The organism is Anaerolineales bacterium (assembly GCA_015075625.1).
GTDB lineage: Bacteria > Chloroflexota > Anaerolineae > Aggregatilineales > UBA2796 > UBA2796.
On record JABTTZ010000002.1, the window covers coordinates 256,000 to 274,674 of the forward strand.

Here is an 18,675-nt window from a genome sequence, read left to right on the forward strand (position 1 = left end):
AATTATCCTTCACCCGTTTTTTCCAGCACCAGAACATGAGATAAGCCGAACACCCGAAAGGGTGTCTTTTCCGCCGTATAGAGGATTGCCCGCAGCGCCTTACCGAGGGCGGGCGCACGGCGCACAATGTTGTCGTAGCCGCCAAAAATGCGCCGGTGATGGACGACACGAGCAGGTAAATGGCGAAACAAGTGGCGCAAGCCATGTGCTGTATATACCCGCACATGGGGAGCAAGCCTGTTGCGCAGCGCATTGGGAAGATAATTGATCAATGGTGTGTTGCCGAAATGGTAAACGCCCCTCCAGTAATGCCCGTGCGTTTCAAAGGGATACCAGCGGTTGGGGCAAAAAAGGATAACCCGCCCGCCGGGGCGCGTCACGCGGATCATCTCGCGGGCAGTTTGGTGATCATTCGTAACGTGTTCAATAACCTCATTGGAGAACACCAGATCAAAGGCATTATCGGGGTAAGGCAGACGCTCTGCGACAGCAACACAAAACCCTGGCTGAAGTCCCTCTGCGGCGGCGGCATCGCTCACCCGCACACCCTCTGTATCAAAACCATAGACGGACGGGCTGTAGCGGCGCTGAAACTCATAGGCATAGAGTCCCAGCCCGCAGCCGTGATCTAAAATCAGGGCATCTTTCAGCGGGGCGTGTGCGGCAACCATCTTCAAACGCCGCTCTTGCCCGCTGCGCCACACGTAACTCGGCTCACCCCGCGCTGCTGCCAGATCAGAAGGTGGCATGGCTCAATCGGTGGTGGTGAGCGTGTCGGTATTCAACGCTGCGGCGTGTTGGGCGCTGCGCAAGACGCGCCAAATAACGAAGCAGAGAATGCCGAACGGCGCCAAAAGAAACGTCAGGATGAGGCAAAGGCGCAGAACGCTGTTGGGCATGTCACTCTTGGGCGCCTCGTGGTATACCCAATAGCAGCCCGCCAAATCCATACACAGCAAATGAACCCATACCGTTAGGGCAAAGGGCGTCCGGCTGAAGACGACGGGCAATCCCTCCAATGAGAACAAATTGCCGAGGCTCACTTGCCCAATGCTGGAAAGGACAGACCCAACGGCAAGCAGAAGGTAGATTGTGCCGAGGGCAATCAATGCCAGGTGACTTTTTAGAAGGCGGTTGGTGAACTCCCGATGGGGGGCAACAACCATCGCCAGCCAAAACGGGATTGGGATAAGCGTGGCAAGGACGAACAAAAGATTGAGCATAGTGGGCAACATCCTTTGTGATGGGCGGCAGAACAGGCAAGGACATCTTTTCGGTGAGGATTATAGCAAGTGAGCGCGGGGTGATGCACATCCCCTTTCGTTTCCCGTTCGTGCCAATCGCACATCTATCGTATACTTAGCCTCATTTGGGTAGGGAACTGCCCACCGGGTGGCAATGGGTGTCGATGGGAAAGAGACAGTCGATATGAAAATCCTCGTAGTGGATGATGAACAGACGATCCGCGATGCCTTAGGGCGGAAACTGCGCCGCGATGGGTACACCGTATCCCTTGCCGCCAACGGCATAGAGGGGCTGCGCCTTTTCCATGCCGAACGCCCCGATCTCGTTGTACTGGATATTGTCATGCCAGAGATGGATGGATTAACTGTCTGCCAGCGGATTCGAGAGGTTGCCGATACGCCTGTGATGATGCTCTCTGCCAATGCGATTAGCGAGGACGATATTATTCGGGGGTTGAATGCCGGCGCCGATGAATACCTTGTTAAACCCTTGCGCCTGAACGAATTTGTGGCGCGGGTGCAGGCGCTTCTCCGCCGCGCCCGGATGACGGGCGGGGAGACGGCAACAAGCTACAACGATGGCTACCTCAGCGTCGATATGCGCCGTCGTCATGTCTATATCTCTGGGGATCGCGTCCACCTGACGCCAACCGAGTTCAAGCTCTTGATCGTCCTGATGGAAAACGCCGGACGGGTGGTGACACAGCGGGAGCTTTTGGAGCAGGTCTGGGGGGAGCAATATGCCGACGAAATTTACTATCCCCGCGTCTATATCGCCCAACTGCGGAAGAAGATCGAGCCGGACGCCGCCAACCCGGTCTATATTTTGACCGAACACCGCGTTGGCTATCGTTTTGAGAAACAGCCAACGCCATAAGCTGCCGTACAGCCGAACCTCATGGGGCGGGCGACCACACGGGGTCGCCCCGACAAAACGCTCACGGGACGAACCGCCACTACGGTTTTATGCCTTTTCATTCTAAACGTGTATATTTTGTGTAAGAATCTCCCTCTGAAGCACGTCTAAAGCTATCCACACAAATAGGATTTCCTCACTTATGTTCGTCTGGCTTATGTTCCTCTCCGTCGGGGCGATCTGGGGATCGTCATACCTGTTAATCAAGATCGGCGTGAATGAGTTCGACCCAATCGCGCTCGTTGCTTTACGCCTCGGTATTGCCGCAGTCTGTTTTGCCGTGATGTTCCTCGTCACCCGCCGCCGCTTCCCGCGTGATCCGCGCACATTGGGCATTTTGGCGCTGGTGGGAATCACGAATACGGCACTACCCTTCATCCTGATCACATGGGGAGAGAAATACATCGACAGCGCCATTGCTGGCGTGTTGGTGGCAACAACACCGCTGTTCAGCCTTGTCATTGCTCACCTTGCTCTTGCCGATGATAAAATCACACTGGGAAAACTGCTCGGTTTGATCGCTGGCTTTACAGGGATCGTCCTCTTGGCGACGCGTACCGCCGGAGATGGGCAGAATTCCATTTTGGGGCAGGTGGCAATCTTAGGCGCGTCTGCCAGTTATGGCATTTCCTCGGTGATCATCAAAAAGACGCTGAAGAACGTTGAGCCGATGACAGTGGCGGGGGTCACGCTGATGGTCGGCGGGGGGGCATCTGTCTTGTTCATGCTGCTCGCCGTTCGTCCCCTCCCCAATTTGAGCCTTGTCTCTACCGGGGCGCTGCTGGCGGTGATCATCCTCGGTGTGTTGAACACCTACATTGCCTATGTCTTGTTCTTCCGGGTGATCAAAGCGTGGAGCGCCACACGGGCGACGATGGTCACTTATATTGCCCCGCCCTTCAGCATCGCGCTTGGCTTGCTGTTTGGCAGCGAACGCTTCGACATTCGCCTGATCATCGGGGCGGTGCTGATCATTGGTGGGGTTATCTTGGCGAACATGTGGAAAGATCAACCGCTGTTCAAAGCGCGAACGGCACAAGCGTAGCAGCGGATTAGAAACGTCGTTTTGGTGAACCTTTCACCGTCTAGCCCCCTCGCCGTAACCAGCGAGGGGGCTTTTTTGCGCTTAGCGCAAGCTGTTCAACAGCGTCCGGCTGTTTGTAGAGAACACGCGGTTGTTGTAGACATCCCAGTTGATCGACCAAGTCATCAAGCCCCGGAAGGCTGGATAGCCCGCTGGTGTGCGCAAGACATACGCCCCGCCGTAGGACTGCCCTTTGACCAGATAGCGTAAGGCACGCTCAATATCGGCACTGGAAGTGTACCCGCCACCAGCCGCGCCCGGCGCGGCGGGCAAGCCAATGGCTACCTGATCGGGACGTAGGGCGGCGAACACGTTGTTGCTGCCGCTAGGGGCGCTGAACCCATAGAGCAGCATCTCTGCCATTGCTACTTGGAAATCAGCCGTGCCTTGCGAGTATCCGCGCCCATCCAAGCCCAACATGCTCCCTGAGTTGTAATGCTGAACGTGGACGAGGGTCAGAATGTCCCGCGTGGCGTGCAAGAGCGGAAGGTACGATCCCCAAATGCCGCCGTAGACACTGAACGCACCTTGTACATTCGCCGTTTCCGGCGCCATCGTCAAGATGAAATTTGCCCCGAACTGCGCACGAATTTGGCGAATGGCGTAAATCAGGTTGACAACAGGTGCTGATGTGGGATTACGAAGATCAGAATCACCCGCCCCAAGCGCCACTGAACGCCCCTCAAGGTCAATATCAATGCCATCGAACCCGTAATTCTGCATGATGTTGAGAACAGAGGTGATGAAGTTATTGCGCATCGTGACGTTATCAAGGGAGACTTGCCCTTCTGCCCCGCCGATGGAGAGGACGACCTTTTGCCCTCGGCTGTGGAGGAAGGCAACATCGGCGCGGAAATCATCGACGCTCTGAATCGCTGGATCGGGGTCAAAGGAAAGCGTTCCCGTGTTGCCCACTGGCACGGCGAAGGCGATGTTCACAATATCCCAATCTGCTGAGACATTGCGCAGACGCACCCCGCCCGCTTGGTTGATGAAGTTGTGCCAATAGCCGATTAGCAGTTTACTGGTGTTCCCTGGTGGGAGCGTTGGGGAGGCGGTGAAGGTGGGAGAGGGCGTAAATGTGCGTGAAGGTGTTGCCGAAATGCTTGGGGTGACCGTCGGGGTGAAGGTGCGCGTGAAGGTCGCCGTCAGCGGAGGTTGCGTTGGGTTGCCGCCACCGTAAACCTGCCAGAGCGCGAGTGTCGTTGCTGGCTCCCACCCAACAAGTGAGGTGTGCGCTTGCAAGCAGCGGTAGGTCTGCCCTTGATAGGAGACCAACGCACCGGCGGCGTAAGGGGTGTTCGGCTGCCATGCAGCGATGCTTGGTGTGTTTGTGGGCGGACCGAGAGGCGTATTCGTATTCGTGGGGGTGCGCGTCGGTGTGTTTGTGGCGGTGGTGGTTGGGACGCTCGTGTTTGTTGGAGGAAGGGTATTCGTCGGGATGCTTGTGTTTGTTGGAGGAAGGGTATTCGTCGGGATGCTTGTGTTTGTCGGGACACTTGTTGGGTTGCTTTGCGTCAGTTCCCACAGAGCGGGAACGTTGGGCGGCTCCCATCCGGTGAGGGAGGTATGCGCCTGACGGCAGCGGTAAACACTGTTGTTATAGGTGACAAGCTGGTTGACGGCGTAAGCTGTATTGGGCTGCCATGTGGGGGGATTGCCTTGTGCATCGGTGTGTGTGGTCTGCCAGAAAAACAACGCACTAAAGACGACTGTGAGGGTGGCGAAGCAGAGAAAAGCGGACTTTGCGGATAGGAACTTTTTCAGCACGAGAGACCTCCCAAAACAAAAAAAGAAAATACCCTTTCGGGTTAGTTAGGAAACTTTATTTACTAACTCAATCAACTTTAGGGGAAATTTGAAGGGTTGTCAAGAAATTGGTGAAGATTGTCCGTATGACTGGAGCGTATTTTAAAAAATCCTATCCCCCTTTTCCCGCTTGCAGGGAAAGGGGGTAAACAACCTCTCTCCGTTTGTTTATGGGGAGGGGCAAGGGGCGGGGTTTTGAAATGACGTGTAGATAGCGTTGGGTTAGATGGGCAAGTAGATGATATTAGCATCTTTGGTTCAGAACTAATAACCATCCATAGACAGGATGAGAGGGCGCAGGGTGCGGACGCCCCTGGGGCGTTCTCCCTACGGGCGTGCGGGCGGGGTGGCGGGTTAGAATGTCAACACACCCTAAAAGGGGCAAATGAATGGTAGCGCTATATCCCTCATGTCCTACCGAGCGCTTTAAAGGAGCGGCAGGCAGTTAGGGAGATGAGGGCAGCGGCGTTCTATGGGAATCTGCACGCTTGGATCGCCGCCGCCAACAAGCCATCGGGGTCATAAAGGATGCGCATACCGTCACCGATCACCTTCGCTGTGCCAGGGTCAAGGGGCAGCGCCGCCCAACTTGGATCGCTGATCCCAAACTCCACCTCACATGATCCCTCCCGCGCCCGTAGGGAGATCAGCCGCCCGTAATCCTCATACTGCACCGCCCCGAACGCGCCAAGCTGTTCGATCCATGTTGGATGATCGATGTATGGCGTTGGATTTGTTGAGAGAATCACAAGATCAAGATCGGACTCAGGGGTGGCTGTCCCGCGTGCATAAGAGCCGACAAGGGCAACGGCGCGAATATCCGAAGTCACCCCTGCCCACGCCTGAATCGCCGTTAAAAGGCGTTCTATACGGGGCGTGATCATGCGGTGATGTCTTGACGGTGAAAAAGGTAGACGGTCAGCCCAATCAGACCAATGATCCACAGGGTGAGAATGAGCAGGGACGTTTCCAGAGTTAAGGGGGGAAAGGTGCTGCCAAAGCCCATAGATGGCGAGGAGTGTCCTGTTTGCAACCATATGCTGGCGTTGTTGATGTTATAGCCGGGCATGAGTTGGTAAAGGCGCGTCAAGTTCGGAATGCGCAAGAGCCGTTCAAAGAGACTCAAGACGGGGATGAGGAACAACTCTGCGACAGAGAAAGCGAAGCCAATGATTAGCCCACCGGTGATTGAGCGCGTCAAGATGGCAGCAATTCCGGCAAACCCCGCCCCAACAATCGTCGTCAGCAGCGCCAAGCCCATGTTGAGCAGGTAGCGTGACTCGAAATTCGGCACAGGTGGGGGAGCCACCGGTTTGTTGGCAATAAGGTTCAACAACCCACTCCCCAATGCCTGAATCACTGCTGAAGCGGTGAAGGCAACGAGCATCAGCACACACACGGAGAGAAATTTCATCAGAACAAGGGCAAAGCGACGGTTGCGGGGGACGATGTTTTTCCATGTTCCCCAAATGTATTCCCCGGCAAAGACTGTTGCCGTCAGCCCCAACATAAGCAGTTGTCCAAGCTGGCTTGCCGGAACAACCCACGCCGCCAACATCGCCTCTGACCAGTTCATCCCATCTCGGAATTCAGGCGGGAGGCTTATCAGGACAAGGATGCTGATCACAATCACAAGAAGCGATGCTGCTGGAAAAATCCACACCAACCCAACCGCCACTGGACGGTTGCCGGTCACTTTTAGCCATTCAGCGCGAAAGAGCGCCCACGCCTCGCTAAACATTCGTCTTGATTCCCTTTCCTGTGCCAGTGACATCAAGGAAGAATTCTTCCAAACTCTGCCGTTGGACAACAACCTGATAGACATCCACAGCGCGTTCAACAAGGGTGCGCACTATGGCGGGGGCGTCTTCAGGGGCGGCGGCGAGAGTCACCCCGTTCCCTTCGGGGGCCACCTGCCACCGTTCGCTGAGCGCGGCTACCAGTGTGTCATGCGGCGTCCCCTCAAGGTACAGGCGCGTTCCGCTGGAGAGCAGCGCCGAAACCGCTCCTTCGCGCAGCACTTCGCCGCGATGAATGATCGCCACCCGATCACAGACTTGCTCCACTTCGTTGAGCAAGTGGCTGGAAAGGAACACCGTCCGCCCACGCTGTGTTGATTCCTCGCGGATCAATTGGCGAATCTCTTGCATTCCCGCCGGGTCTAAGCCGTTCGTCGGCTCATCGAGGATCAGAATGTCGGGATTGGTGATCAACGCCGCCGCCACGCCGAGGCGCTGTTTCATGCCGAGGGAATAGGTGCGCACCCGCTGGTGGGCGCGGTTTGCCAAGCCGACACGATCCAAGAGTGCCTTGATTTGGGCTGGATCATAGCGGTTGGCGGTGCGGGCGATCACTTCCAAGTTGCGCCACGCGCTAAGGTAGGGATAAAAGGCGGGACCTTCGGCAATTGCCCCAACGCGGCGCAAGACATTGTGTTCACGGCGGACATGCTGCCCAAAAAGGTAGACGTTTCCGGCGGTGGGGCGGACAAGATCAAGCATGATGCGGATTGCCGTCGTCTTGCCCGCGCCGTTGGGACCCAAAAAGCCAAAGACTTGTCCGGTGGGAATCTCTAAGGTGATTCCTTTTAAGGCATGGATGCGCCGGAATTTCTTCGTGATTCCCTCTAGCCGAATTGCCGGATCAACAGTCATTGGCATGTCCTCTCGTCACATTTTTAGGGGTGGGTTAGGCTTTTCTTGCCTTTTCTTGACGACGTTTTTGCAGCCCATCAAGCACCCACGCTAAGCCGTTTTCCCGTTCGTTGTACATTTGGATGATCAGTTTGCGGTATTGGCGGATGGAGTTTACCAGCAAAAAGCCACGCACCAGCAAAAAGGTGGGGTTATTACGAGGGACGATCACCGCCGCACGTCCGGTGGCATTTGGGTATTTATTGGCTGCCTCGCGGAGGCGCTGCCGCCCATAAGGTGTGAGTGTCTCAATACCGGGTTTTGTCAGATCATAAACCAACCAGCGATCTGTTGTATTGCGGATGGTGACATAATCGACAATGGTATCATACCAGCGATCTACGGCGTCCTTTGAGGGGGGCGCGTGAAAGGTGAAGATCAGAATCTCACCATCGTGAAGGCGTTCAAGAGTCAGCGTTTCATCAATTCGTTCAAAGGTGGGTGTCGGTGTGGTCATAGTGAACATTCCTGTTTGTTCGATTACCTTCATCGCTAATCCTAACACAGGTCATCGGGACAAACGGGATATATACAAAGAACAAACTGAGAACAAATAAGCTACCCGCCGTTTTCCCTCCGAACGTTTGAATCTGGCTTGCGTCGGGTTGTGAAGAATGATACATTTGTTTGAAGCATAGCGCTGGCATGAAAACACATCTCCACAAGCACAGGGACGGGGCATGAGCGAAAAAATCTTAATCATCGATGACGAAGAATTCACGGTCAATTTGATTGCTCACCTGTTGGAGAAAAAAGGATACGAGGTGATCCGCGCCTATCGTGCCGAGGACGGCTTGCGCAAGGCATACCGCAGCCACCCGGATCTGGTGCTGCTCGATATTATGATGCCAGAGATGGACGGCTTTGAGGTTTGTCGGCGGCTGCGCGAACTCTCCGATGTACCGATCATCTTTATCACGGCGAAAAGCGATGTGAAGGATGTTGTCAAGGGGTTGGAGTTGGGCGCCGACGATTACATTGTGAAGCCCTTTGAGAATGAGGAACTAATCGCCCGAATACGGGCGCACCTGCGCCGCTCGCCCTCTCCGGCGGGGGCAGAGGAAATCGTCTTTAACAACGGCGAATTCCGTGTGAACTTCCTCAACCGCGAACTGCGTGTGCGCAACAAAGAAATTCACCTAACACCGAAGGAATTTAACTTACTTTCGGTGTTGGTGCGCAATACAGGGCGTGTTCTGACGCGCATTGAACTCGTCCGCGAGGCGTGGGGACCCAATTTCTCTGAAGCGGTGGACAGTTTAAAACTCTACATCCACTACCTGCGCCAAAAGATTGAAGATGATCCACAGCACCCGCAATACATCCTGACCTCGCGGGGGGTCGGCTACCGATTTAACGGGAGATAGCATCTAGCGTGAGCGATACGAAGCCTGTCCGCGTCCGTTTTGCCCCTAGCCCGACAGGTGATTTGCACATTGGCGGTATCCGTACCGCCCAGTTCAATTGGCTCTTTGCCCGTCGGCATGGTGGGAAATTTATCCTACGCATCGAAGACACCGATCAAAAACGCACCCAAGAGCAATCCTACAAAACGATCACCGAGGGCTTGCGTTGGGCGGGGTTAGATTGGGACGAAGGTCCCGACCTTGGCGGGGAGTATGGTCCGTATATTCAGAGTGAGCGCTTAGCCCTTTATCAAGAATGGGCAAGGTGGCTTCTGGCGCAAGGGAAGGCATACCGCGCCTACGAAACCGCCGAGGAACTGGAACTGATCAGCACCGCCCGCCGCGCCAACAAACTCCCCCCGGGCTATGACCGCCGCGCCCGCACGCTGACCCCCGCCGATTGGGAGCGCTTCGACGCCGAAGGTCGCCCCTATGTGATTCGCTTCAAGGTGCCCCTTGAGGGGGAAACTGTTTGGGAGGATATGGTACGGGGGGCGGTGCGTGTCCAGAATGAGTCTGTGCAAGATGCCGTCCTGCTGAAGGCGGATGGCTTCCCCACCTATCACCTTGCCCATCTCGTTGACGATCACTTGATGGAAATCTCCCATGTGATCCGCGCTGAGGAATGGATTCCCAGTACGGGGCTTCATGCCCTGCTCTACGATGCCTTTGGGTGGGAACGTCCGAAGTTTGCCCATGCGCCGGTGATCCTCCACCCCGATGGGGGAAAAATCAGCAAGCGGAAACACCCGGAGGCGTCTATTTCCTACTTCATGAAGGGAGGCTACCTTCCAGAGGCGGTGACGAACTTCCTGTGCAATGTGGGCTGGAACTACGGCGCAGAGGATGCCAAAGGCGAGGAAATCCAAGTCTTTAGCAAGGAAGATGCCGCAAAGGTGTTCGCCCTAGAGGACATGACGAACACGGGGACGAAATTTGATATTGTGAAGTTGCAATGGCTGAATGGTGAACACATCCGGCGCATGGATGATACGGAACTGGCACGGCGGCTGCGTCCCTACCTTGAGGACGCTGGCTACGAGGTAAACACCGAGGTGCTGCTGAGGGTCACACCCCTGATTCGAGAGCGGATTAAACTACTGACGGAAGTGGTGGGTATCGCCGGCTTTTTCTTCCAAGATGAAATCGCCCTCAGCACCACCGATGTCGTGCAGAAGGGGATGACCGCTGAGCAAACCCGCGAGGCGCTGCGCCGCGCCTACGAGACTCTGAAAACCCTCCCCACTTTTGACCACGCCGCACAAGAGGCGGCACTGCGGACACTGGCAGAGGCATTGGGCGTGAAAGCGGGTGGCTTGTTCGGGGCGATTCGGGTGGCGGTTAGTGGATCAAAAGTGTCGCCGCCGCTGACGGAATCGCTGGAAATCTTGGGGCGGGAGGTCACTCTTGCCCGTTTAGAGCGGGCAATCGGCGTGTTGGGGTAAGGAAGAACCAAGAAACTATCTGAGAGATGACCGCCCTTGACGTGCTGCTGACTGATCTCTTTGAGGGGCAGCATCCTACTCTTTATGCGGAGGTTGAAGGGTGGCTGAAGGGATCGCGCCGATTCAGGGCATTTGTCACCAGCTATCAGACCAAAATACGGGCAAAACTGAGAACCGTCCGCGACGAAAACGGCGTGAATGATGTGCAGGCGGAATTGGAAACGGCAGCACTCTTGCTCCGCGAAAAACGATTCGCTATTGCTTACGAGACCTATGTCGCCACCAAAGAGCGCGGACCGGATTTCACCGTCACCTTCAAGACGCATACCCCCTTTAATGTTGAAGTCCGTCGTATCCGAAACAGTGAGCTAGATGAGGCAGAAACAGAAGTCCCTCTGGGCAAGCTCATGGCGGTGCTGTGGGATAAAGTGGGGCAAATGCCAGCGAGCATCATCAACCTGTTGTGGCTGATTGCCGAACGCCCTATCTCTGAGGCTGCCCTCACCCAAGCCGTAACAACGCTCTGCCAATTGGCGGGACACAAAGCCGAGGATTTCTTCACCCGATGTGGGTTTGAGAGCGCCGCTGATTTCCTGAAGTATTACCGCCGCTTGAGTGGGATTGTTGTGCGGCAGAGAGGGGAAACCAGGGTGTGGCTGAATAAAACGGCACGCCATAAAGCGCCGCCGGAGATTGTCACAGCAATTCAACGTTTGGATGCTGTTTGAATCCTCCACCATGCAGACTAGCGCTTATGCGTTGGGGTTCATTTGTGCTGTGTTTTTGGCAAAGTGTGGGGGAGTAGAACTCAATTCAATAGGTCTGTAGCTAATAAAAAACACCTCAGATCGTCTTGATCCGAGGTGTTTTTTTGTGCGGGAAGGGAGGGATTCGAACCCTCGACTGGTTTTACCCAGTAACCACTTAGCAGGCGGCCCCATTCAACCACTCTGGCACCTCCCCAATGTGAGGCTATTCGCTTGTTAACACGGCGCTCAGGCGGAGGGAGAGGGATTCGAACCCCCGGTGACTTTCGCCACAATGCTTTTCAAGAGCACCGCAATAAACCGCTCTGCCATCCCTCCGGGGTGGTCAGTAACCGTAGTATAGCATAGGCAGTAGGGTGCGGCAAGGGCGGGGATGTGCGCCGCTTGTTGCTCTTTGTTCCTATTACCCCGTCAATTTGTCCAGTAGTTTTTCACGGCTTGGACGGGCGCTTTCCACGTTTTGCCCCGTTTCGGCTTTGATCAGGGTGGCATACAAGCCCTTTTCCTTGATCAGCGTCTCGTGCGTGCCGCGCTGGACAACCTTCCCCTTATCAAGGACGATGATCTCATCAGCATCGCGGATCGTGCTGAGGCGGTGGGCGATGATCAGGCACGTGCAGCCCCGCCGCCGCAAGTGATCATCAATCGCTTTTTCGGTGATTGGGTCAAGGGCGCTGGTTGCCTCATCAAGGATCAACACAGAGGGATTAATGGCGAGGGCGCGGGCAATTTCAAGCCGCTGGCGCTGCCCACCACTAAAATTCCGCCCACTTTCCTCAATCAGATGATCATAGCCGCCCTGACGCTCTGCGATATTCTCGTGAATTGCCGCATCTTTCGCCGCCTGAATAATATCCGTCTCGGTAATCGTGCTGTCCCACATCGTCAGGTTTTCGCGGATCGACCCCTGCAACATGAAGATGTCCTGATCCACCACCGCTAGCGAGTTTGTCAGGGTGGCGCGGGGAATATCTTCGCGCTTTTTCCCGTCAAAGAGGACTTCCCCCTCCCACGCATCAAACAAGCCGCTGACGACCCGCGCAATAGTCGATTTTCCTGACCCCGACCCGCCCACCAGCGCAACGCGCATTCCGGGTTTAAGGGTCAGGTTAAAATCTTTGATCAGGGGTTCTTCGAGGCGGCTGTAGCCAAAGGTCAGATTTTTAATGTCTACCCCACCGCTCAGCTTTGCTGGCGCGGTGGGGTCGGGTTGGGCAACCATCCCCACACGGGGATCGATGCGGTAGCGCAGCACGTCATCCAAGCGGTTCATATCCCCCTGCACCTCTTGCAAACGCCCGGCGAGGTTCACCAGATCGTTCACCGGATTCAGGAAGGTGAGCATCAGACTTTGGAAGGCGATCAACTGCCCCATCGTGAGGTAGCCATCCATCGCCCGCAATCCGCCAATGACGAGGATAGCGACGGTGGTCAGCCCTTGCAAAAAGGGGGGGACGGTTGCCAACATCGCCGTAGACATGCCCATCTGCTGCGAGGCGTTGACGCCTTTTGCCATGTAACCTGCCCAACGCGAGAAGAAGTCTGATTCCGCGCCGGTTGCCTTCAGGGTTTCGATGATTTGCAAGCCCTGCATCGATGTTCCCAGCGCTTTTCCTCGCTCTTGGAGCATTTTCTGGTTGGCATCGGTGCGGCGGCGAGAGACATAGCGCAGCGCGGCAAGGTTAATCAGGGCGATTCCAATCCCCACAAATGTCAGCAGCACATCGTACTGAAGCATGATCACCGCGTAAAACAGGATCAGGATCAGGTTTAGGATAGTCGTCGCCAGTTCGCCAGAGAGAAGCTGTGCCACTTTATCGTTAATCTCAACGCGAGAGCCGATCTCACCGCCATAGCGCTGTGTGAAGAACTCGATAGGCAGGCGCAAGATGTGCCAGAAAAAGCGCCCTGATTCGCTGAGGGCGAGTTTTGTCTCCAACCGAAGGAGGTAATGCTGTTGAATGTAGATGAGGGCTGCCTGTAGAATGGCAACCAGCCCCATGGCAATGAGCAGCGCCGCCAGCCAATCTTGCCCTTTGATCAAAATATCGTCCACGAAGATGCGCAAGAAGGCGGGGACGATAAAACCGGGGACGATCAGGGCAAGCGAGGCGAGCATGACAAAGGTGATCGCCGTCCGCGCCCCGCGCAGCCGCCGCCCCAAACTGCCGAAAATACTGCGTCGTTGCCCACCTTTTTTGAACTCTGGGGTTGGCTCAAAAATGAGGACAACCCCCGTGAAACTCTCGTCAAATTCGGCGCTGGAGACGACGCGGGGTCCCTCGCCAGGGTCCATCAGATAAACCTTATCGCCCTTGAAACCCTCCACCACGAGGAAATGGTTGAAGTTCCAAAAGACGATGAAAGGAAGATCGTACTGCCGAAGTTCTTTGGGCTCTTTCTTAAAGCCCTTTGCCGTTAAGCCATATTTACGGGCAGCCTTCAGAACATTGCTGGCTTTGCTCCCATCGCGGGAGACGCCGCACTCCACGCGGAGTTCTTCCAATGGCACAAAACGCCCGTGATAGCCCAATACAGCACCGAGTGCCGCCGCCCCACACTCTACCGCCTCCATCTGCAACACGGTGGGGCAGCGGACGCGCTTATCGGGCGGGACTTCCGGCTTTTTTTCCTCAGCTTTGGGGGCGGCGGGAGCAGCAACAGGGGTAGTTGGCGCGGTGGGAATAACCGTCGGCTTTTCGACGGGGATTGTTGGTTCGGGCTGGTTCTGCGGCGGATTGGGTTGGTCGGTCATGTGTGCCTCATAGGAATCACAAGATCACTGAATCTAGAAATCCGCCGTCAGCGAGGCGAAAAAGGGCAAATAGCCGAAGATCAAGCTCAGCGGGCGACGATCCCCAATGACAACAGTGGCGTTGGTGAATGTTCCGCTTTGCAATTTGAAATCCGGTCCCTGTGAGGACGACCAACGGTAGCCGCTGGGAGTTGTCCCGTCTAGGGTGAGCGTTACCCGAATTTCCGTTGGCGAGCCGCCCGTTGTAACACTGGCGGCAAAGTCAGGATCACCCGTCAGACGGGTGATGCGGGCAGCAGAAGCGGGCGATTCGCTGATCGCCTTGACGGTTCCAAGCATGTAGCCGTTTTCCTCCCGCCGAACGGTGACGGGCGAAATTTGGACGGTCATCCCGACGGCAATCCGCGCCCCTTCTGCTGGCGGGACAAACACAACTGCCTCTAAGGGGTTGCTGGCATCGTCTGTCGATTCCATTTCAAGAAGCGGCGTTCCGGCGGCAACCTCTGCGCCTTCTTCAACGAACAAGCGCAGCACACGCCCGGTAACCGCAGCGGCTGCTTTCGTCGTCCCCACCACCGCCAGGGTTTGATCTTTTTGGGTGAGCGCCCCTTCATCCACAAGCAGGGTCACCGTTCCCGCTGCTGAGGCAGTAACCGTGATTAAGCCGCCGCCGCGTGTTAACAATCCCTCTCCGGTGACAACAAGGGGGACATTGCCGAACAAGCCCCATAGAAAAAGGGCAGCCAACAAAGCGCCAATGGCAGCGAGAGCGATCCAGCCACGCGGATTGGTAATGCGCATCATCTCATCAAGCTGCTCCGGGGAGGAGAGACGATCTAGCGCGACCTTGCGAAAGAGTTTGCTTTCCATGCGGCGTGTTCCTCACTGCGATCCGGTATCGTCAACCATACCATTGTAGACTAGGTGTCGATTAGAACCTATTTTAAAGTGCCTGTCATGCCCCTTTAGCTCCCTTACGTTAATGCCTTCAGCCCTACAGAGGGGCATGGTTTATATGGGGGTTAATCTAAAATTGCCACTGAAGGGAGCAGGTTTGGGAATGCCAAGCGAAGCAAGCCATAGCCAATGCCGGTGACTCCCTGAAATAAGCTGTAGAGAGGCATCCCGGGCGGGAGTGCATCATCGAGGTAAAAATAACCCCGCGCCTTCCGCCGCGCCAAGACATACGCCGCCCGCCGTCCGGCGGTATCGACCCAATCTGGCTGGTGGAGTTTGACCCCATTCACCAACAGCGACTCAATCCGCCCAAACGTCCCACAGCAGAGAAAATCAAAGCGCTCGGCAAGGGCTGGTTGGCTGGCTGCCGTCAGGCAGGCGTCAATTTCAAGGAGCGCCGCTTCGGGATCATCGACAACGGTGAGCGAGACCAACCGCGCTAGGGCAATCCCCGCTGATCCGTGACAGTAATTGTCGATGAAGAAGGGTCTTCCGTCGGGGGGTTGCTGAGAGGGGCGCAAATCGGGGAAATTTTTCGCCTCGGCATTGAATTTCGTCCTTTCATAGGCAATCGCTTCAAGGGCTGCCTCTAGGTATTTTGCCTCGCCCGTCACCTCGTAGAGTTTGATCAGCGCCATGCCGATTCCGGCAGAGCCATGCAAAAAACCAATCAGGCGCGTTCCCTCTAAAGTGACCCACGCCCGCAAACCGTCCTCCCCGGCGGTACGGTTGGCAAGGAGATGATCGCCACAGGCTTTGGCGGTGGCGATCCATTCATCGTTGGGGGCGGTGCGCTGGAGTGCCAATAGTCCTAAAATTGCCCCCGCTGCCCCACCAAGAATATCCAAACGACGATCCGCCGCAATGCGCTGTGGGGTGATTCCCCGTGCGGCGGCGGCGGCATCGGCAAGGAAGGTTGAATCATCGAGAAGGATCGCCATTTTTGTCAGCCCATAAACGGCGCTGGCAAAGCCATCCATGCCGCCGATTCCAAAGCGGCGCATGACGGTGCTTTCGGGGTGATGGACATCGACGCGCAAATTCCGCACGGCAGCCACCGTCATATCACGCCACGTCGGGTCGCCGGTCAGCTTTGCCACTGCCGCGAGGAAAATTCCCACGCCCGCTTTCCCTTCGTAGAGCGTATAGCTCATCAAGCCGAGGTCAAAGCGTCCGGTATTCACGTCGAACTGCGGCTGCACCCATTCCACCCCGCGCCCAATGGGAATGGCGCTTTCGCGGAGGGCATCGGCAATCTCAAGGGCGCGTTCAACAAGCGTTTCTGCCTTTAAGGGGGCAAGGCTGTCAGGCTCGACAGCGAACGGTTTGCTCCCCTCAGCAGCAGTGATTGTGGGGGTTATCTTGGCGGCGAAACGCAGTGCCAATGCGCCGCGCATCAGACCGACTTGGCGTTCCAAATCCTCACCGCTCATCGCCAAAATGCGCCGAATTGCGAGATCGAAGCCGCTCTCGGCAAAGGGGGACATGATCGGTGAATCATCGGAGAGGAGGAGCGCGTTTGCCGCCGGATGAAACGGAAAGAGCGGAATATCCCCGCGCATAACCGAGGCGGATTCTTCCGCTAACGCCCGCCAAAAGGGATGGACGGAATATTGGAGGATCATCCCCCGTGCTAGTTGTTCGATGATGAAGGCACGATCCGTCCCATCGCGGGTGCAATCGGGGCGGGTGGAACGTTGGTAAATCAGGCTGTACAGGCGCGTTGCCCGTAAGAGATAGCGGGCAGGGTGTTCCGCCATCTGCGCCAACGGACCATCAGGGGCGGTGAGGGGGGATCGGTTGCGCACAATGAGCGCATAGGCAGCGCGGAGTCCGCTCTCAATCTCATCCCGATAGCGATAGGGAGGCGCATATTGGGCGACGGTTTCCCCCTGTGGGAGCAAAAATAAAACGTTCTCGCGGTGCGCCTCGTGGTGTGTCCCCGGTTGGTAGGTAATTGTGTCGCGGTTGGGGTTAAACCATTTGGGGGCGCGGTAGGCAAGTTCTTCAGCGGTATCCCCACCCAAACCAGCAATATCGACGCTTTTCCCGCCGGGGATCATCCCCCACGCCGTAAGCAAGCCCGACCCCAAAACTGAATCGCCAAAGACCCAATCGGCGGCATGAAGGGTGATTTCATCTTCAATCCCCTCAAAGGGGCGAACATGGGGGTAGAGCGATAGCTCCATATCGATGAGAGTAGGGTATTCGCCAGCAGCAATGACATTTTCGCGGTGGAAGTCTGTCCCCCCAATGGCATAGAGGATCGCCATAAGCGCTCCGGCGCGGCGGTAATAGCGACGGGCGGCGTCTTCATCGCGGATGGGCGCGAACTCAACAAATTCGGCATAGCCATAATCCTCGCGGGCGAGGGTGGTGATCGCCTTCAAGGGGGGGTATTCGGCGTGGATGAAGGGATCAGCTTTGGCGCGATCATTCAGCCAAACCAAAAGTGCATCATAGGCGGCGTCCAACCCTAAAGATTTCGGCTTGTAGACAACGCGCAGCCCGTTATCAAAACGAAGGATGTTCACCGTCCGCCCTTCGCGGTGGCGGTCACTGGCGCTGCCCTTCACGGCAAGGACTTCATTAGGTGAGGGGAGGGTCCGCCCGAAAAGGGCGTGAATGGCGTCCCAATCCTCATGGATACGGCGGATGCATTCGGTGGTTGCCGTCACCCATTGAAGGGTGAGCGTCCCCACAAGGCGGGCAAGGGCGGCATATTCGGTGAGATACCTCGCCAAGCGTCCGCCGTGAAACTCCCGAACAAACGCATCATAGAGATCGCGGGGGTGTTCGCCCGGCGCAAAGCCGACGAGTCGTGTGATGTGTGGAGCGCGGTAAAGGGAAAATTCCAGAAGGAGCGTCTGCCCGCACGCACTGCTGAGCATGTCGATCAAGCCGCTTTCCATCTGTGCCAGCGCCACAGCGGAGAAGCGGGCAAGCGCCTCGGCAGGGAGTGCCGCTCTCATACGCTTTCGTCCGGCGTAGAGGAAGGGGACGAGGATTTCCTCAAAGGGTTTGGGGTCGTCAGGAATGAGAAAACGGTTTGTCTCCGTGAATTCAGGATCGAGAAGTGCCTCAAGCGAGGGCATTTCGGCAAGCGCTTCGTTAAGAAGGATCGCCCATTCTGGGAGGGGTTGATCGTCTTTGAAGCGGACATCACGGATCATCCGTTGGGCGGTGTCTTTATCTAGCCCATCAAGGCTCAGGCGGCGCTCAAAACGGGCGAGATCGTGGTTGGCAGCAAAAGCAATCCAACGTTCTAGCCGCGCAGGAAGAAGGGCATCGTCTTGATGGTCAAGAGGGGAGTACGCTTCAGTCAACCGCTCTTGCGGCGTCGCAGCACGGGCGATGATCGCCCTAAGTTCAGCATCCGTGAAGGGCATCCGGCTGTCCTGTGTTGTGTATCGAAGGCGTCGCCACTCACTATACCACAAATCAGGAGGGAATACCCCTGCCTCAAAGCCCGGCACAAAGCGCTCTATTAAGGTGTAAAGATAAAACGCTAAGGGGGATTTGAAACAACCTGCCTAAATGAATGTCACCTTTTTTTTGTGCAACATGCATCAAGGGTTTGACGCCCTGTGCTAGGTTGT

General features: G+C 56.2%; 15 protein-coding genes and 2 tRNA genes. 5 read left to right on the forward strand and 12 right to left on the reverse strand.

Features of this window, described 5'->3' with window-relative positions:
* Positions 1-2: 2 nt before the first annotated feature.
* Positions 3-749, reverse strand: a complete 747-nt coding sequence (locus HS103_09795) for a class I SAM-dependent methyltransferase (protein MBE7513093.1) — start codon at positions 747-749, stop codon at positions 3-5.
* A gap of 3 nt (positions 750-752) precedes the next feature.
* Positions 753-1,223 (reverse strand): DUF4281 domain-containing protein, encoded by a 471-nt coding sequence (locus HS103_09800; GenBank protein ID MBE7513094.1) that lies wholly within the window; start codon positions 1,221-1,223, stop codon positions 753-755.
* A gap of 205 nt (positions 1,224-1,428) precedes the next feature.
* Here HS103_09800 and HS103_09805 point away from each other — a divergent pair, with 205 nt between their 5' ends.
* Both HS103_09805 and HS103_09810 read left to right on the forward strand, forming a co-directional pair.
* The gene (locus tag HS103_09805; protein ID MBE7513095.1) at positions 1,429-2,121 is read left to right on the forward strand and encodes a response regulator transcription factor; all 693 of its coding nucleotides are present in this window, start codon (positions 1,429-1,431) and stop codon (positions 2,119-2,121) included.
* 181 nt (positions 2,122-2,302) lie between these two features.
* On the forward strand, positions 2,303-3,205 hold the full coding sequence (locus HS103_09810) for a DMT family transporter (GenBank protein ID MBE7513096.1): 903 nt from the start codon (positions 2,303-2,305) through the stop codon (positions 3,203-3,205).
* A gap of 81 nt (positions 3,206-3,286) precedes the next feature.
* Here the strand turns inward: HS103_09810 and HS103_09815 are convergent, their stop codons facing one another.
* From HS103_09815 to HS103_09835, 5 genes are all read right to left on the reverse strand, one after another.
* Positions 3,287-5,011, reverse strand: coding sequence for a chitinase (locus tag HS103_09815; GenBank protein ID MBE7513097.1), 1,725 nt, complete (start codon positions 5,009-5,011; stop codon positions 3,287-3,289).
* A gap of 512 nt (positions 5,012-5,523) precedes the next feature.
* The gene (locus tag HS103_09820) at positions 5,524-5,937 is read right to left on the reverse strand and encodes a nucleotidyltransferase domain-containing protein (protein ID MBE7513098.1); all 414 of its coding nucleotides are present in this window, start codon (positions 5,935-5,937) and stop codon (positions 5,524-5,526) included.
* Positions 5,934-6,794 carry an ABC transporter permease gene (locus HS103_09825; protein ID MBE7513099.1) on the reverse strand — a complete coding sequence of 287 codons (861 nt, stop codon included), beginning with the start codon at positions 6,792-6,794 and terminating at the stop codon, positions 5,934-5,936. The genes HS103_09820 and HS103_09825 overlap by 4 nt, the downstream gene beginning before the upstream one ends.
* Entirely contained in the window at positions 6,787-7,713 is a 927-nt protein-coding gene (locus HS103_09830; protein ID MBE7513100.1) for an ABC transporter ATP-binding protein, read from the reverse strand. Before HS103_09830 ends, HS103_09825 begins: the two co-directional genes overlap by 8 nt.
* A gap of 28 nt (positions 7,714-7,741) precedes the next feature.
* Positions 7,742-8,203: a hypothetical protein gene (locus HS103_09835; GenBank protein MBE7513101.1), complete on the reverse strand. Its 462-nt coding sequence runs from the start codon at positions 8,201-8,203 to the stop codon at positions 7,742-7,744.
* A gap of 223 nt (positions 8,204-8,426) precedes the next feature.
* On the opposite strand from HS103_09835, the gene HS103_09840 reads away from it, so the two are divergent.
* Genes HS103_09840 through HS103_09850 form a run of 3 tightly spaced genes read left to right on the forward strand, consistent with a single transcriptional unit; the run spans position 8,427 to position 11,325 of the window.
* Entirely contained in the window at positions 8,427-9,113 is a 687-nt protein-coding gene (locus HS103_09840; protein MBE7513102.1) for a response regulator transcription factor, read from the forward strand.
* Between the two features lie 8 nt (positions 9,114-9,121).
* Positions 9,122-10,597 carry a glutamate--tRNA ligase gene (locus HS103_09845; GenBank protein ID MBE7513103.1) on the forward strand — a complete coding sequence of 492 codons (1,476 nt, stop codon included), beginning with the start codon at positions 9,122-9,124 and terminating at the stop codon, positions 10,595-10,597.
* Positions 10,598-10,623: 26 nt separating this feature from the next.
* Entirely contained in the window at positions 10,624-11,325 is a 702-nt protein-coding gene (locus HS103_09850) for a hypothetical protein (protein ID MBE7513104.1), read from the forward strand.
* 148 nt (positions 11,326-11,473) lie between these two features.
* On the opposite strand, the gene HS103_09855 is transcribed toward HS103_09850, so the two are convergent.
* From HS103_09855 to lanM, 5 genes are all read right to left on the reverse strand, one after another.
* Positions 11,474-11,560, reverse strand: a tRNA-Ser gene (locus HS103_09855).
* Between the two features lie 37 nt (positions 11,561-11,597).
* A tRNA-Ser gene (locus HS103_09860) sits at positions 11,598-11,682 on the reverse strand.
* 85 nt (positions 11,683-11,767) lie between these two features.
* A complete protein-coding gene (locus HS103_09865; protein ID MBE7513105.1) occupies positions 11,768-14,119 on the reverse strand; it encodes an NHLP family bacteriocin export ABC transporter peptidase/permease/ATPase subunit in 2,352 nt (783 codons plus the stop codon).
* A 33-nt stretch (positions 14,120-14,152) separates the two neighbouring features.
* Positions 14,153-14,989 carry an NHLP bacteriocin system secretion protein gene (locus HS103_09870; protein MBE7513106.1) on the reverse strand — a complete coding sequence of 279 codons (837 nt, stop codon included), beginning with the start codon at positions 14,987-14,989 and terminating at the stop codon, positions 14,153-14,155.
* Positions 14,990-15,141: 152 nt separating this feature from the next.
* Positions 15,142-18,465, reverse strand: a complete 3,324-nt coding sequence (gene lanM / locus HS103_09875) for a type 2 lantipeptide synthetase LanM (protein ID MBE7513107.1) — start codon at positions 18,463-18,465, stop codon at positions 15,142-15,144.
* Positions 18,466-18,675 lie beyond the last annotated feature (210 nt).